Raw genomic sequence first — 14,046 nt, forward strand, 5'->3', positions numbered from 1 at the left:
GCTGATATGGATAGAAATGCATTTCAGCACAAGCTGAAAGTCGTGCAGGCAGGTAGTCGGCCGCTGGTTTGTACTCCATTACTCGGGCAAACAAAGGAAGAACTGCTTCATGAACTAGAGGTGTTAGCAAAGAAGAAACCAGATGTGATTGAGTGGCGGGCTGATTTTTTTACGAACCTCCATGATAAGGAACAAGTAATAGAGACCCTTCATTGGCTGAAAGACAAGGCGCAGGGAATTCCAATTTTGTTCACCATTCGTTCTGAAAAGGAAGGGGGCGAAACAATATCGCTTTCAACAGAAGAAAAGGTAACGCTGCTTGAAACGCTATGTGCCACTCAGCTTGTGGAGGCCATTGATTATGAATTGATGCATGATGTGACATATATGCAGAAAGTCAGTCAAGCGGCAAAAAAGAATGGGGTGACCTTGATTGTCTCTTATCATGATTTTGATAGTACGCCTGAAGTCGCTCATCTTGTGCAAATATTCGCTAATGCGGAATCGGTTGGCGCTGACATTGCGAAGGTAGCGGTGATGCCCCATTCATATGAGGATACATTAAAGCTGCTCTTTGCAACCAGTCATGCCAAAAATCAATTGAAGGTGCCTCTCATCTCAATGGCAATGGGAGAGTATGGAGCTTTTACAAGAATGATTGGCGGACTTTTTGGATCAGTGATGACCTTTGCTGTGGGAAAAGAAAGCTCAGCCCCTGGTCAAGTCGCCATACAAGATTTGAATACCGTTTTATCTGTTGTGTTTTCAAAGAATGAGTGAGTAGTAGAGTCATAGCTGCACCAAGAGAGGAGAGAAATATGAAAAAGAATATATCATCACAGGTCATTCAGTATTTAGAAAGCCGGGGAGTCGAGCATATTTTTGGCCTCTGCGGTCATACGAATATTGCTTTTCTATCAGCGCTTGAAAAAAGCAGTATCAAATTTGTGAATGTGAGACATGAACAGATTGCTGCACACGCGGCAGATGGATATGCAAGAGCGAAGAAACAGACATCTGTTGTTCTCAGTCATTTAGGACCGGGACTGACGAATGCGGCAACAGGAGTAGCGAATGCAGCACTTGATTCCATTCCGATGGTTGTTATTGCAGGAGATGTCCCAAGTCATTACTACGGAAAGCACCCACACCAAGAAATTAATCTTCATTCCGATGCTTCTCAATATGAAATTTATCGACCGTTTGTGAAAAGAGCATGGCGTGTCGACATTCCAGAGTTATTCCCAGAGATTTTGTCAAAAGCATTTCAGTTAGCCGAAAGCGGCCGTCCTGGACCAGTACTCATTTCAGTTCCGATGGATGTGTTCTCAAAAGATTTAGATGTATCCCTATTTAAACAGATTGAACATCATACACACACAATAGAAAAACCATCTATTGATGATCATACGGCAAATCGTATCATGGACCGATTACTGCAGGCTGAAAAGCCACTTTTATATGTAGGAGGAGGCATTTTACTAGCCGATGCCGCAGAGGAATTAAAGGCATTCTCTGAGCATCTCAGTATCCCTGTTGCCCATTCCTTAATGGGGAAAGGAGCGATGCCGGACGATCACACAATGACCCTTGGAATGACTGGATTCTGGGGCACAAAGTTCATCAACGATCAGTGTAAAGAGGCGGATTACATTGTCGCCTTAGGAACACGTTTTGCTGAAGCGGATGCAAGTTCTTGGGAAGCGGATTATACATTCAACTTCTCAAAAACCAAGCTGATCCATATTGACATTGACCCGAATGAAATTGGACGGAACTATCCAGTAGAAATTGGAGCTGTAGCTGATCTAAAGCAGGCGTTAACCGTGCTGAATCGTGTGGCGAGAGAGAGACTGCCAGAAGGTCTGGATCGATCTGAATTGAAAAAAGACATTGCTGCATATCGTGAGGAATTTCAAAAGAGTAATTTAACGAATATTCAAGATGAATCCTTCCCAATGAAGCCTCAGCGCATTTTACAGGAAGTGCGAGAAGTATTGCCTGCAGATGCCTTTATAACAACGGATGTTGGCTGGAATAAAAATGGCGTAGGCCAGCAATTCCCTGTGTTTACACCAGGTACAATTTTAACACCAGGTGGTTTTGCGACGATGGGATTCGGAGCGCCCGCAGCACTTGGGGCCAAAATAGCCAAGCCTGATCGTGTCGTTGTGTCACTTGTTGGAGATGGCGGTTTTGGTCAAAATCCATCTGTGCTGGCAACAGCTGTGGAAGAGAACATTCCGGTTGTGTGGATTGTGATGAACAACAGTGCATTTGGGACAATTGCCGGCTTACAAATGGCACATTATGAAACGACTTATGGCACTGTCTTTAGAAAAGATGGTGAAAGTTACTCACCGGATTTCGCTGCAATTGCTAGAGGTTATGGAATGAAAGGGATAAAAATTACCCGTGCTGATGAATTCAGAGAGGCATTAGCGGAAGCAATTTCATCTCAAGAGCCGTGTGTGATCGATGTGGCGATGAAAAATGATCCTGTGCCTACTGATGGTCATTGGAATATCAATGATATTTATTCACCAAATACAAAACGCTCACATGTCAGTGTGAATTAAAGAATAGGGAGGAATTATCAATGAAAATTAAAGTATTGAATCCGTTTCAAGATGGGCATCCATTATGGTTAGGTTTAGATCAACCAGAAGAGCAAATGATTCGGAAAGTGTTTCAAACCATTACACCAGATACCGTTGGTTCGGAGCATATGATGGCAGGTCTCACGATTTTTGAGCCGGGGGAAGCAAGCTCTGTTCACAACCACCCAGGTTCAGAGGAATTCGATTATGTGGTTAAGGGATCTGGCGAAGTCATTTGTGATGGAGAAAGACAGTCCTTTAAACAAAATGACTTTATGTTTATTCCAGATGGTGTCTCGCATCAGCATGTGAATACAGGAGATGAACCTTTATGGCTCATTTGGCTGTATACACCACAAGGACAGCTGCCAAAGGATTAAGAATAAACATATCTTTTGTGCCAAAAGCTCAATTCATGGAGTTTGAGGTCTTGATGAAGAAAGAAGACAAAGGGCTAAAATGGGAATCCTTTTAGCCCTTTATCACATGTATGAAAGGAAGTCTCACATGAATAAGAATACACCGCTTGAAGGAATAAAAATATTAGACGTTTCTACGATGATTGCTGCACCCTATGGCGCGGTTCTTCTAGGAGACTTTGGTGCAGAGGTCATCAAAGTTGAAATCCCTGGAAAAGGGGATACGCTTCGGCATGTTGGTCCTTTTGCGGATGGTGAACCGCTAAGATGGTCAGGGCTTTCAAGGAACAAAAAGTCCCTCACACTTGATCTTCACAAAGAAGAAGCGAAAGAAATTTTTAAAAAGCTTGCAGAACAGGTCGATTTAATTATTGAAAATTTTCGTCCAGGAACACTTGAAAAATGGGACGTTGGGTACGATGTGTTAAAGAAAATCAACCCTCGTTTAATTATGATTCGTGTATCGGGCTATGGGCAGACAGGTCCGTTTAAGGACAAAGCGGGGTTTGGGACCCCTGCGACGGCATTTAGTGGTTTTACGTATCTTCAAGGGTTTCCAGATCGTCATCCAGTCAGTCCGTCCTTTTCACTGACAGATTATATTGCGGGTATCTATGTAGCGTTTGCCGCTGTGACAGCCATGTATTATCGGGACACCCATCCAGAAGGGACTGGGCAAATGGTGGATCTAGCACTCTATGAGTCTGTATTTCGTATGCTAGAGTTTTTGGTTGCAGAATATGACAAGCTTGGCAAGGTACGCGAGCGTTCACCAGGGCTCAGTGGTCATTCGAGTCCTGCTGGAACTTACGAAACAAAGGATGGACATTATCTTGTCCTTGTCACTAGTACAGATTCGACCTTTAATCGACTGGCAGAGGCGATGAATCGATTAGATTTACTAGAAAACGAAAAATTCTCAGTGAATGCAGCGAGGCTGAAGCATAACGACGAAATGGATACCATCGTCTCTCAGTGGATTGCATCCAAATCAAGAGATGAGGTATTGGACATTTTAGATACTCATGGCGTACCTGTGAGTCCGATCCTGAGCATTCGGGATATTTTTGAACATCCGCAATTCAAAGAACGAGAAAATATCGTCGAAGTTCATCATCCTCGACTTGGAAAAGTGAAAGTGCCCGGCATCATTCCGAAGTTTGAAAAAACACCGGGAAGCATCCGCCATATTGCGCCTGATTTAGGTGAACATAATTATGAGATTTTAACGAACATGCTTGGCTTAACAGAAGAAGAGTGTAAACAGTTAGAAGAAAAAGGGGTTATTTAAGGACGCTCAACCGATTTCCACAGTGCGGAAACAAAGGAGGATGGTTATGAAAGTGCATTCAGAACTGAAGGGGAACGAACTGCAGCCCGCTTATATGAAACCAACAAAAGCCCGTTTTGGTATATTAATTCTGTTGTTTTTTATTACTGCCATTAATTATATTGATAGAGCCAGTGTGTCCATTGTTGCACCAGCAATTCAATCTTCCCTGCAATTAAATCCTGCATTATTGGGCTTGATCTTTTCCGCGTTTAGCTGGACGTATACAGCGATGCAAATACCAGGCGGCTTTATTCTTGATAAATTCGGATCAAAGGTTACGTATGGTATTTCACTCATTACTTGGTCTGTTTTCACAGGTTTACAGGCGTTTGCAAACAGCTTTGCCTTTTTATTCGGCTGCCGTTTGTTTATTGGAATTACAGAATCTCCAGCATTCCCTGCTAATAACCGTATTGTGACAACGTGGTTCCCTAGAAGAGAGCGGGCTTTTGCTACAGGCGTTTATACCGCTGGGGAATATGTTGGCCTAGCTTTTGCCACTCCTCTTCTTTTTTGGATCATGACCACTTTCGATTGGAGAACTGTATTTATCACAGCTGGTGCACTCGGTATTATATTTGCTTTTTTTTGGTATAAGTATTATCACGAACCGAAAGAACATCCGAAAGTCAATGAAGATGAGCTAGAGTTGATTCGTCAAGGAGAAGGGCTGACAGTCGCCACGCAGGAGAAACTGAAATGGGCTGATTTTGCCGCCCTTTTAAAATATCGCAAATTGATTGGACTGTATATTGGCCAATTTTCTGTGGCGTCCACACTCTTTTTCTTTCTAACGTGGTTTCCTACCTACTTAGCTGAAGCGAAAAATATGGCATTTTTAAAGGTGGGATTTGCCGCTTCTCTTCCATATATTGCGGCATTCTTTGGTGTGCTGTTTGGCGGTTATGTGTCCGATTGGCTGCTTAAAAAGGGTGTATCTGTCAATGTGGCTAGGAAACTGCCTGTCGTTGTTGGTTTGCTTTTGACAAGCACGATTGTGTTGGCGAATTTCACGACAAGTATTCCGCTTGTATTAACCATTTTGTCCATCGCTTCCTTCGCACAAGGGCTGTCAAATATCTCATGGACTATGTTGTCTGAGGTAGCACCAAGAGAGATGGTTGGGCTTGCCGGCGGTGTATTTAACTTTTTTGCCAATTTGTCAGGCATCATCACACCGCTCATTATCGGATTGATCGTATCCGTGACTGGCTCATATAACGGAGGTATTTTATTTGTCAGCCTGGTGGCATTAGGAGGGGCGTTATCCTACATATTTATTGTAGGTAAGATAGAACGCATCCAATTAAAATCATAGAATAAAAGATAGCTCATCTCGAAGATGAGCTTCAGCGTGTAGACAAACCCTCGCATTCGGTGTCAGGTCTGCGCTCCGGTGCTCACGAATGTCAAATTCGCTCTGCTCCGGTACTCGACCTTCCTAGACTGCAAAGGTTTTCTATCACGCTGAAAAGAAGACAAAGGGCTAAAATAAAGATCATTTTAGCCCTTAATCTGAAGCTCCTCTCGAAGATGAGCTTTTTTGTTATGCATAAAAGATAAAGGTGATGACTACTGCGGATAGAATTCCTATACTAATATAAAAGCTGGCAAACCATATATTCCAGCGGGTGATACGATAAGGGTTAACCTTTATCAAATCTGCCAATAATGAAACGGAAACATTAAATGGACTAAACATGACCGTTGATGTTCCTGCCGTAATGAGCATAATGGCGATAGGGAGGGCAGGAAGCTCATGAATGACAGGTGTTAACATGCTGACTAACAGAGCAAGCGAAACGAGTGGATGAAAACCGCAAAGAGCGGTGATTAGAAAATACAACCCAATGACGCAATAAACCAAGATTGTATGGTCTGATATACTAACAATAAATGCTTGAATCGGCTGCATACTGTTTGTGACAAGTAGCATATCAACAAAGAAACCAGCACTTAAAAATAGACACATATAATTGGAGAGTTGACGGGTTCGTTCCTTCCAATGAGGAACAGAGACGGCGACATATTGTTTCCGTTTTTTAATAACAGACGAAAATAATAGAGCAAATGGAATAATCGTTAGCACGACAGCGAATAAATACCCTTTCCCAATCCAGGCATCGACAAGCGAGACGACTGTGATAAAACTTAGCAGCATGAAAGCGAGCTGGAGAGTTTTCCGCTTGATTCTCTTAGGATTGGTATGGGTCTCTGCTGACTGAATGATGCTTGGAAATTGCTTGCTTTGACGAGAAAACAGCATCCAATCTGTCATCAAAACAATCAGCATTAAACAAAAGGTAACGGGTGCAATTTGATAATATTTCAGCTTGGTTGCATCAATAGTGACACTCACCAGCACTTCAACAGGACTCCAGCTTAGGCATAGCGCATATGACCTTAAAAGGTTGCGCGTATAAAGGTGCTGTTTGACTCGTTCTTTAAGAGAGTCCAGCGAGGGTTTCAAGGATGTGTAGAGTAAGGGAATGGTTGCGATATTTAAAAACATGCCAAGAATATGAGTGACAAATGAGCTCTTGCGATAAAGCTGATTTGCACTCGTTGTATGTAAGGTAAGTAGTTTATTCAATTGTGTATCGAAATGTCCAACATGTATGAGAGAATGAATAAATGGCAGCATGAAAAACAGAGAAAGCAAGCCTAGCATGGAATGAAAATGAAGAAAAAACGTATGCAAAGGCTGGTCTGATAATAAAAACAACACCAAACCAATGAAGAGAAACATAGCACCAGTTTTCAAATAAAGCCCATTGGCCCTCTTAAAAGAAATGGTGAGCGAAGCAGCGGCCAGCAGACCAACAAAATTGGAGAGTATGGGAGCAGGGAATAGTTGATTAACGATGAATACGCTAATAAGAAGCGTAAAAATGATTAGGTACATCAAGATATCTCCTCCATCAAAAAGCGTCTATGGCTTTTATTCCGTCTAATGGAATTTGTTTTCTTTTAATGGAACATTTAAAATGGATTATAGCAAAGTTGGTAGTTGATGTCGATAAGAAATCACAGGGGAAAAGGAGAAAGTAAACATGGCTGATAAGAAGTCAAAAGAAGAGTCAGGACTGCGTACCGTTCAGCGGGCTTTGGATATTCTTTATTGTTTTAGCGAAGAACGGCAAGAGTTGACGCTAACGGACATTTCAAAAGAGATGAATTTAGCAATGTCCACGACAACGAGACTGCTCAAGGCACTGGAAATGAATCATTTTGTGGAGAAGAATCAAGATACACTTAAATATCGACTCGGTCAAAGGCTTTATCTGCTCGGTTACATTGCTGGAAAATCTATCAAATTAAGGGAATTGGCAAAGCCGCTTATGTACAAACTTCGTGATGAAACAAAAGAAACGGTCAATTTGTATGTGCTAGATCATACAAGCCGAGTTTGTATTGAGCAAGCTGAAGGACTGCAATCCATCAGGCATCTTGTCAAGATCGGTGAGAAGCTTCCTTTATACGCAGGTGCTGGTGGAAAGGTTTTGCTTGCCTTCCAAAGCGAAGAATTTCAACAAAAAGTATTCACGTCTGAGACTGATTTCATGACGAGAGAAGAGTGGCAAAAGGAATGTGCGCATATTCTTGAGACGTATACTGCTTGCAGTATTGATGAACGGGAGGTCGGATCTGCGGCAGTGGCAGCGCCGATCTTTAACATTCATGGTGAGGTGCAGGCGTGTTTATCAATATCTGGTCCAACTCATAGATTTACTGAAGAAGTCACTCCTCAGTTGCAGCAAAAAGTGAAGGAGCATGCCCAAAAGCTCTCCGAACAGCTCGGTTACGTCGTCAAAGACAATTTTTAAGAATGCCTATCTTTTCGAAGCCCATTTATCATATAATAGAAACATTATGTAGCATTCCTTGTCGTAAGGAGGACGTGTCACGATCATGAAAATCAATAGAGAAATCCCTGTAAGACAGCGGAATATTGTTCTCATTGGCTTTATGGGTGTTGGGAAAACAACCATTGGGCAGATGGTTGCCAAAAAGCTATATAGAGATTTTATTGATGTCGATCAGGAGATTGAGAAAAAATACAACATGACGATTCCAGAGATGTTTCAGCAAAAAGGAGAAGCATTCTTCAGGCAGGCTGAAAAGGATTATATCGTCGATTTATGTGAACATACACAGCTCAAGATCGTGTCTCTTGGAGGCGGTGCATTCAAACAGGAAGAAATCAAACGAGCCTGCTTGAAGCATTGTACGGTACTTTTCCTCGACCTATCGTGGGAGAATTGGAAACAGCGGCTTGATATTTTGATTGAAAACCGCCCTGTTCTTCACAACCGGACACTCGACGAGATGAAAGAGCTGTTTGAAGAGCGCCGAGAAATGTATGCTCTTCATAACTCAAGAGTCGAAACAGATCATCTAGAAGCTGAGGAAGTCGCCAATTATATTGTGGACACACTCAAGCTTGGCTGGGATTTATACTCGAAATAAAAAAGTCTACCGACGAAGGTAGACTTTTTCTATAAGTTCAATTCTTGATTCCTTGAATGAGTGCAGCTTTTAAGCAGAAGGAAATAGGCTGCTGCTGTGCATTGAATTGAAGTTGAAACAGCTGCTTTGTATCAGGGTCTGCGGCTTGAAGATGGGAAACGATCTCTTTTTGAACATTCTCTGGTGTGCGTCCACGTATCACCCAGTCCTGATAATCAATTTGCAGATCCCAGTAACGAATCTCTTTTTGAGTCAGTTGGTTGGTAGCGAAGAGCTCTTCCCATTCTGATAAAGAGTTTTCTCGCACATGAGAAGGATCTCTGAGTCTATTTAAGTGATTAATGAATGAATCCTGTGCAGCGAACTCAGGTGCATAATGATCGACGAGCAGGAATGTGCCGCCTTTTTTTAAGACACGGCTGATTTCAGACATGGCGGCCGGAAGGTTTGGAAAGTGGTGAGCGGCAAAGCGGCACGTCACGATGTCAAATGATTCATCAGCGAAGGGCAATGCTTCTGCGGCTGCCCGCTCAAAAGTAATATGTTTCAGTTGGCGTTCTTCCGCAAGTGTTGCTGCAACCTCGATCATTTCTTGCGTGACATCAATGCCGATCCCTTTAGAAATTGTGTCTGAAAAGGAAAAAACGGTATGTCCTGCCCCACAGCCGATATCAAGTAAATGCTCGTGACCCTTCGTATTGGCTGTCGCTTTCATCCATTCCAGCTCTTCTCCGGCTGCAAATATAGGTGAATCTCGATAGTTCTCGGCATTTTGTGAGAATTGGTTTTCGGCTTTAGCATATGGATTCATTTCTTCTCCCCCTTTGTTGTCTCTTTATCGTAAAATTCCTTTTGTTATTTGTCTAAGACATAAAAGATATGACATGAATAGTTAAAACCTATGAGGTGATGAAAGTGGATATACGAATGATGGAATATGTCATTGAAGTGTACCGGCAGAAAAGTTTTACAAAAGCAGCGGATCAACTTCACATTGCACAGCCTTCTTTAAGCCAACAAATTAAGAAGCTGGAAGAGGAATTAGACACACCCCTATTTATTCGAAAATATGGACAAGTCACGCCTACACCTCAAGGGAGTCGATTCATTAAAAGGGCTGAGAACATTTTGAAGGAAAGAGATGATTTGCTGCGTGAAATGGGAGAAGCTGCTTATGAGGTGGGGAAAGAACTGAACATTGGAGCGCCAGCAGTCACAGGAGGATATGTCTTGCCCGGTTTATTAAAAACCTTTTGTCAAACGTATCCTCATGTCCACGTTCGACTAATAGAAGAATCACCTCGTGAGCTAGAAAAACTTCTATTGGCTGGAAAGCTGGATTTAGCTATTTTATCTATGCCTGTCGAGCATGAATCATTGAAAACGAAACAAATGCTGACAGAGCCGCTTCTTCTCGCAGTTCCGCAAACTGCTCAGCCCTGGTTAACAGATGAATTGAACGAAATCATCAATCAAGCAGATCAGAAAGGGGCTGTTCCGTTTCGCCTTCTTGAAGACGCAGCATTCATTATGCTGAAAGAGGGATACGGCTTTCGGCAAGTGGTCACGGAACTATGTCTTCATCATGGTTTTCAGCCGATGATTACCTTTGAAACAAGTCATATTCAAACAGCGCAGGCATTGGTCAAAAATGGACTAGGTGTGACAGTTGTTCCGAAAATGGTGGCACAAGAGGAAAGGAACGAAGTCACTTATTTGAAAATTGACTCATGCCCAACCCGCACTCTTGTGTTTGCATATGTGGAAGAAAGGTATTTAACGAAAGCCGCTCAAGCCCTAATGGACCTTTACCAAAATCAAGGGAAAGCTTAAACAAACGTTTAATTAAATGAAAAAAGCAGGGGAGCACCCTGATTTCTAATAGATGTCCAGACGCTGATCTGTCATCACAGGAATTTGCTGTCTCACTTCATCCACTAGCTGAAGATCAATTTTCGCATAATAAATGTCTTCCTCATGTCTTGTTTCAAGCAGAATACGGCCAAGTGGATCAATCACCATGGAATGGCCAGGGAATTCAGTGTCTCTGCTTGTGCCTGTTCTGTTAACAGCAATCATAAATGACTGGTTCTCAATCGCTCTTGCGATGAGCAGGCTACGCCAATGATCCACTCTTGCTGACGGCCATTGAGCGGTATTGACGAGCACCTTCGCCCCTTTGTTCACTAGCGCTCTAGAAAGCTGCGGGAAGCGGAGGTCATAGCAGATCATTGCGCCGATCTTCACATTCTCATCATAGTCAAATAAACCAAGCTGATCACCAGCAGTTAAATAGTTGTGCTCATCCATTAAGCGAAATAAATGAATTTTATCGTAATCCACTAAAAGCTCACCTTGGCGGTTAAAGACATACATCGTGTTGGTGATGTTTTCATCTTCTGTGCGCTTGTTCAATACACTTCCTGCGATGAGAACTACTTGGTGCTTACGGGCAAAGGAAGAGAAGAGCTGTTTTGTGCGTTCACCGTTTACATCTGCAAGCTGATCGGCTTGTTCAAGTGCATAGCCGGTATTCCACATTTCGGGTAAAATGATCAGATCAGGCTGCTCGCGGATCGCTTCTTCTAAAAACGCTTCTGCTTTTTGAAAGTTCACATCAGGTTCTCCAATTTGTACGTCCATTTGGACAAGGGCGATTTTCATACAGGTTCCTCCTTTATTCGATGATTGTGAATATGAAATCCATGAATGGATCTATCGATTTGTTTTGCCTGATAACATCTAGTTTTCAAGCCAGTTTCTTTATCATAAAGGTTTCAATCTTCTTTGCCAATAGAAATGTCAGAAGGTTTTGTCTTTTTTGGTGAAAATGACTTTCTTCGTCAAGAGAACAGTGATATGATACACACAACTAATAAAACAAAGGGGGATAGTAGGATATGCAATTGTTCGATTTACCATTAGAAGAGCTGAAAAAATATAAACCAAAGAAAACAGCACGACCTGATTTCTCAGACTTTTGGAAGGCGTCGCTCGAAGAACTGCGCCAAGTGGAGGCAGAGCCAGCACTTGAACCTTATGACTATCCAGTGAAAGGCGTTAAGGTGTACCGCCTGACGTATCAAAGCTTTGATCATTCTCGTATTGAAGGCTGGTATGCGGTACCAGATCAAGTAGGTCCGCATCCAGCACTCGTTCACTTTCATGGCTATAATGCCAGCTATGACGGCGGCATTCATGACATCGTCAACTGGGCACTGCATGGATATGCGACATTTGGTATGCTCGTCCGCGGTCAAGGCGGCAGTGAAGATAAGACAGTGACACCAGACGCGCAGGCTTTGGGGTGGATGACAAAAGGCGTTTTATCGAAGGAGACCTACTATTATCGAGGTGTTTATTTAGATGCGGTTCGTGCACTCGACGTTATTCAGTCCTTTCCGGAAGTGGATGAACACCGTATCGGCGTGGTGGGCGGGAGCCAGGGAGGTGCACTAGCGATTGCAGCTGCGGCACTTTCAGACATTCCGAAGGTCGTCGTGGCAGATTATCCTTACTTATCAAATTTCGAGCGTGCAGTGGATGTGGCATTGGAGCATCCTTATTTAGAAATCAATTCATACTTTCGCAGAAACAGTGATCCAGAAGCGGAAGAAAAGGTATTTGAGACGTTAAGCTATTTTGATTTAATCAATTTAGCCGGATGGGTGAAGCAGCCTATATTGATGGCAATCGGTCTAATCGACCAAATCACCCCGCCATCTACTGTGTTTGCGGTATACAATCATTTAGAAACAGATAAAGATTTAAAGGTGTATCGCTACTTTGGACACGAGTACATCCCGGCGTTTCAAACAGAGAAGCTCTCCTTCTTACAAAAGCATTTAAAGATCTAAAAGAACAAAGAGGCCGCTCTAGGAGGGCCTCTTTTTTAATAGCTCGTATTCTGTCTTGTTTTTTCATCAGGCACTAACGCAGTGATAATCAGGGCAAGGGCTGTGATGATATGAAGAATGAATCCGAGAATCGGAATCCAGGCAAGGCAGGATGTGACAATTCCGATGATGCTTCCAATCATTGGTCCCTGGTCTCGCTTCGATAAGACGAGTGTGATAATATGCAGAATAAGCATGACCATGAGCGGTGAATAGCCATTGCTGATAACAAATAGACCTCCAATCACAGGGATAGCAAGGCAAGCTTCAAAAATCCCAGTGATCCATTTCATAATGCGTGATATAGACATCAGATCCAACTCCTTTTTCATATATGTCTTATTCGTATTTTCCCAAAACGTGAAGAAGTCATGCAGAATTCTATAGAAAGAGTTGATGGATGTTGAGAGAGAGAATTAAGGAAGAGCTGAAAATCATCGAAGAAACGTATGATGTAAAGGTTTGCCTTGCCGTCGAATCAGGCAGCAGGGCATGGGGATTTCCTTCGACTGATAGTGATTATGATGTTCGTTTTTTATATGTTCCCCGGAAAGAATGGTATTGGGCGATGGAAGAGCATCGTGATGTTATTGAACGGCCGATTGATGACGTGCTTGATATCAGCGGCTGGGAGCTTAGAAAGGCACTTCGCTTATTCAATAAATCAAATCCATCCATTATGGAATGGCTGTCTTCTGACATCATCTATGCTGAATCTTTTTCTTTGGCAAAACAGCTAAGAGAATTGAAGGATCGGGCGTTTTATCCTGCAGCGTTGATGTATCATTATCTCAATATGGCGAAGCGGAATGAAAGCCGGCATCTGCGAGGAGAGCAGGTGCGAATCAAGAAATATTTCTATGTGCTTCGTCCGCTGCTTGCCTGTCAGTGGATTGAGCGCTACCGGACAGTTCCGCCGATGGACTTTCATGAATTGCTCGAGGAGTTAGCGGAGGAAGGTCCGCTTTTAACAGAAATTCACGAGCTGCTCAAACGTAAAATGGACGGAGAAGAAATGGATGTTGAGAACCGTCTCGCCTATGTCCATCCATTTATCGACAAAGAGCTGGCGCGTTTTGATGAATTGGTGAAAAGCTACAATCAGCCGAAAGGCAATCTCACGCAAGAATTAAATGAGCTGCTGCAGTCTACCCTTGATGAGGTGTGGGCGTAGTAGGGAAGAGCCAGCCGGATAGCGGCAGGCTCTTTTTTATCTCTTATTGTGATAAAACCACAAAAAAAGTCAGAATTTTTGTCATCTTCAAATATTGTAGCGGACAGCTTATGAGCCTTACAATAAAGACATAGCTTACAAAGAGTGGGAGGTG

Annotated in this window: 14 protein-coding genes; 10 read left to right on the forward strand and 4 right to left on the reverse strand. The window is 42.8% G+C overall.

Annotated features, from left to right (window positions below; genetic code table 11):
- Positions 1–6: 6 nt before the first annotated feature.
- The 5 genes from aroD to C6W21_RS15505 all read left to right on the forward strand — a co-directional run bounded on the left by aroD (position 7) and on the right by C6W21_RS15505 (position 5,670).
- A complete protein-coding gene (gene aroD, locus C6W21_RS15485) occupies positions 7–780 on the forward strand; it encodes a type I 3-dehydroquinate dehydratase (RefSeq protein ID WP_106056711.1) in 774 nt (257 codons plus the stop codon).
- Between the two features lie 38 nt (positions 781–818).
- Positions 819–2,579: a thiamine pyrophosphate-binding protein gene (locus C6W21_RS15490; protein ID WP_106051122.1), complete on the forward strand. Its 1,761-nt coding sequence runs from the start codon at positions 819–821 to the stop codon at positions 2,577–2,579.
- A 20-nt stretch (positions 2,580–2,599) separates the two neighbouring features.
- Positions 2,600–2,980, forward strand: a complete 381-nt coding sequence (locus tag C6W21_RS15495) for a cupin domain-containing protein (RefSeq protein WP_106051123.1) — start codon at positions 2,600–2,602, stop codon at positions 2,978–2,980.
- Between the two features lie 127 nt (positions 2,981–3,107).
- The gene (locus tag C6W21_RS15500) at positions 3,108–4,310 is read left to right on the forward strand and encodes a CaiB/BaiF CoA transferase family protein (RefSeq protein ID WP_106051124.1); all 1,203 of its coding nucleotides are present in this window, start codon (positions 3,108–3,110) and stop codon (positions 4,308–4,310) included.
- A gap of 46 nt (positions 4,311–4,356) precedes the next feature.
- Entirely contained in the window at positions 4,357–5,670 is a 1,314-nt protein-coding gene (locus tag C6W21_RS15505; RefSeq protein ID WP_106051125.1) for an MFS transporter, read from the forward strand.
- A 228-nt stretch (positions 5,671–5,898) separates the two neighbouring features.
- On the opposite strand, the gene C6W21_RS15510 is transcribed toward C6W21_RS15505, so the two are convergent.
- Complete coding sequence (locus C6W21_RS15510; protein WP_223249608.1) at positions 5,899–7,257, reverse strand: hypothetical protein; 1,359 nt, start codon at positions 7,255–7,257, stop codon at positions 5,899–5,901.
- A gap of 148 nt (positions 7,258–7,405) precedes the next feature.
- Between C6W21_RS15510 and C6W21_RS15515 the strand changes: the two genes are divergently transcribed.
- Positions 7,406–8,179, forward strand: coding sequence for an IclR family transcriptional regulator (locus C6W21_RS15515; protein WP_106051127.1), 774 nt, complete (start codon positions 7,406–7,408; stop codon positions 8,177–8,179).
- An 85-nt stretch (positions 8,180–8,264) separates the two neighbouring features.
- Complete coding sequence (locus C6W21_RS15520) at positions 8,265–8,822, forward strand: shikimate kinase (protein ID WP_106051128.1); 558 nt, start codon at positions 8,265–8,267, stop codon at positions 8,820–8,822.
- Between the two features lie 37 nt (positions 8,823–8,859).
- On the opposite strand, the gene C6W21_RS15525 is transcribed toward C6W21_RS15520, so the two are convergent.
- Entirely contained in the window at positions 8,860–9,633 is a 774-nt protein-coding gene (locus C6W21_RS15525; protein WP_106051129.1) for a class I SAM-dependent methyltransferase, read from the reverse strand.
- A 116-nt stretch (positions 9,634–9,749) separates the two neighbouring features.
- Between C6W21_RS15525 and C6W21_RS15530 the strand changes: the two genes are divergently transcribed.
- Positions 9,750–10,655, forward strand: a complete 906-nt coding sequence (locus tag C6W21_RS15530) for a LysR family transcriptional regulator (RefSeq protein ID WP_106051130.1) — start codon at positions 9,750–9,752, stop codon at positions 10,653–10,655.
- Between the two features lie 45 nt (positions 10,656–10,700).
- On the opposite strand, the gene C6W21_RS15535 is transcribed toward C6W21_RS15530, so the two are convergent.
- Complete coding sequence (locus tag C6W21_RS15535; RefSeq protein ID WP_106051131.1) at positions 10,701–11,486, reverse strand: carbon-nitrogen family hydrolase; 786 nt, start codon at positions 11,484–11,486, stop codon at positions 10,701–10,703.
- Between the two features lie 236 nt (positions 11,487–11,722).
- On the opposite strand from C6W21_RS15535, the gene C6W21_RS15540 reads away from it, so the two are divergent.
- A complete protein-coding gene (locus tag C6W21_RS15540) occupies positions 11,723–12,679 on the forward strand; it encodes an acetylxylan esterase (protein WP_106051132.1) in 957 nt (318 codons plus the stop codon).
- A 35-nt stretch (positions 12,680–12,714) separates the two neighbouring features.
- On the opposite strand, the gene C6W21_RS15545 is transcribed toward C6W21_RS15540, so the two are convergent.
- Positions 12,715–13,029: a hypothetical protein gene (locus C6W21_RS15545; protein WP_012008865.1), complete on the reverse strand. Its 315-nt coding sequence runs from the start codon at positions 13,027–13,029 to the stop codon at positions 12,715–12,717.
- A gap of 92 nt (positions 13,030–13,121) precedes the next feature.
- On the opposite strand from C6W21_RS15545, the gene C6W21_RS15550 reads away from it, so the two are divergent.
- Positions 13,122–13,892 (forward strand): nucleotidyltransferase domain-containing protein, encoded by a 771-nt coding sequence (locus tag C6W21_RS15550; protein WP_106051490.1) that lies wholly within the window; start codon positions 13,122–13,124, stop codon positions 13,890–13,892.
- Positions 13,893–14,046: the final 154 nt, after the last annotated feature.

This window comes from Bacillus sp. NMCN1 (assembly GCF_002998085.1).
GTDB lineage: Bacteria > Bacillota > Bacilli > Bacillales > Bacillaceae > Bacillus.

What these genes read in the sequence shown, in the direction of transcription:
- aroD (WP_106056711.1), top strand. Translation starts at nt 7, where the DNA reads ATGGATAGAAATGCATTTCAGCACAAGCTGAAAGTCGTGCAGGCAGGT.
- C6W21_RS15490 (WP_106051122.1), top strand. Translation starts at nt 819, where the DNA reads ATGAAAAAGAATATATCATCACAGGTCATTCAGTATTTAGAAAGCCGG.
- C6W21_RS15495 (WP_106051123.1), top strand. Translation starts at nt 2,600, where the DNA reads ATGAAAATTAAAGTATTGAATCCGTTTCAAGATGGGCATCCATTATGG.
- C6W21_RS15500 (WP_106051124.1), top strand. Translation starts at nt 3,108, where the DNA reads ATGAATAAGAATACACCGCTTGAAGGAATAAAAATATTAGACGTTTCT.
- C6W21_RS15505 (WP_106051125.1), top strand. Translation starts at nt 4,357, where the DNA reads ATGAAAGTGCATTCAGAACTGAAGGGGAACGAACTGCAGCCCGCTTAT.
- C6W21_RS15510 (WP_223249608.1), bottom strand. Translation starts at nt 7,257, where the DNA reads ATGTACCTAATCATTTTTACGCTTCTTATTAGCGTATTCATCGTTAAT.
- C6W21_RS15515 (WP_106051127.1), top strand. Translation starts at nt 7,406, where the DNA reads ATGGCTGATAAGAAGTCAAAAGAAGAGTCAGGACTGCGTACCGTTCAG.
- C6W21_RS15520 (WP_106051128.1), top strand. Translation starts at nt 8,265, where the DNA reads ATGAAAATCAATAGAGAAATCCCTGTAAGACAGCGGAATATTGTTCTC.
- C6W21_RS15525 (WP_106051129.1), bottom strand. Translation starts at nt 9,633, where the DNA reads ATGAATCCATATGCTAAAGCCGAAAACCAATTCTCACAAAATGCCGAG.
- C6W21_RS15530 (WP_106051130.1), top strand. Translation starts at nt 9,750, where the DNA reads ATGATGGAATATGTCATTGAAGTGTACCGGCAGAAAAGTTTTACAAAA.
- C6W21_RS15535 (WP_106051131.1), bottom strand. Translation starts at nt 11,486, where the DNA reads ATGAAAATCGCCCTTGTCCAAATGGACGTACAAATTGGAGAACCTGAT.
- C6W21_RS15540 (WP_106051132.1), top strand. Translation starts at nt 11,723, where the DNA reads ATGCAATTGTTCGATTTACCATTAGAAGAGCTGAAAAAATATAAACCA.
- C6W21_RS15545 (WP_012008865.1), bottom strand. Translation starts at nt 13,029, where the DNA reads ATGTCTATATCACGCATTATGAAATGGATCACTGGGATTTTTGAAGCT.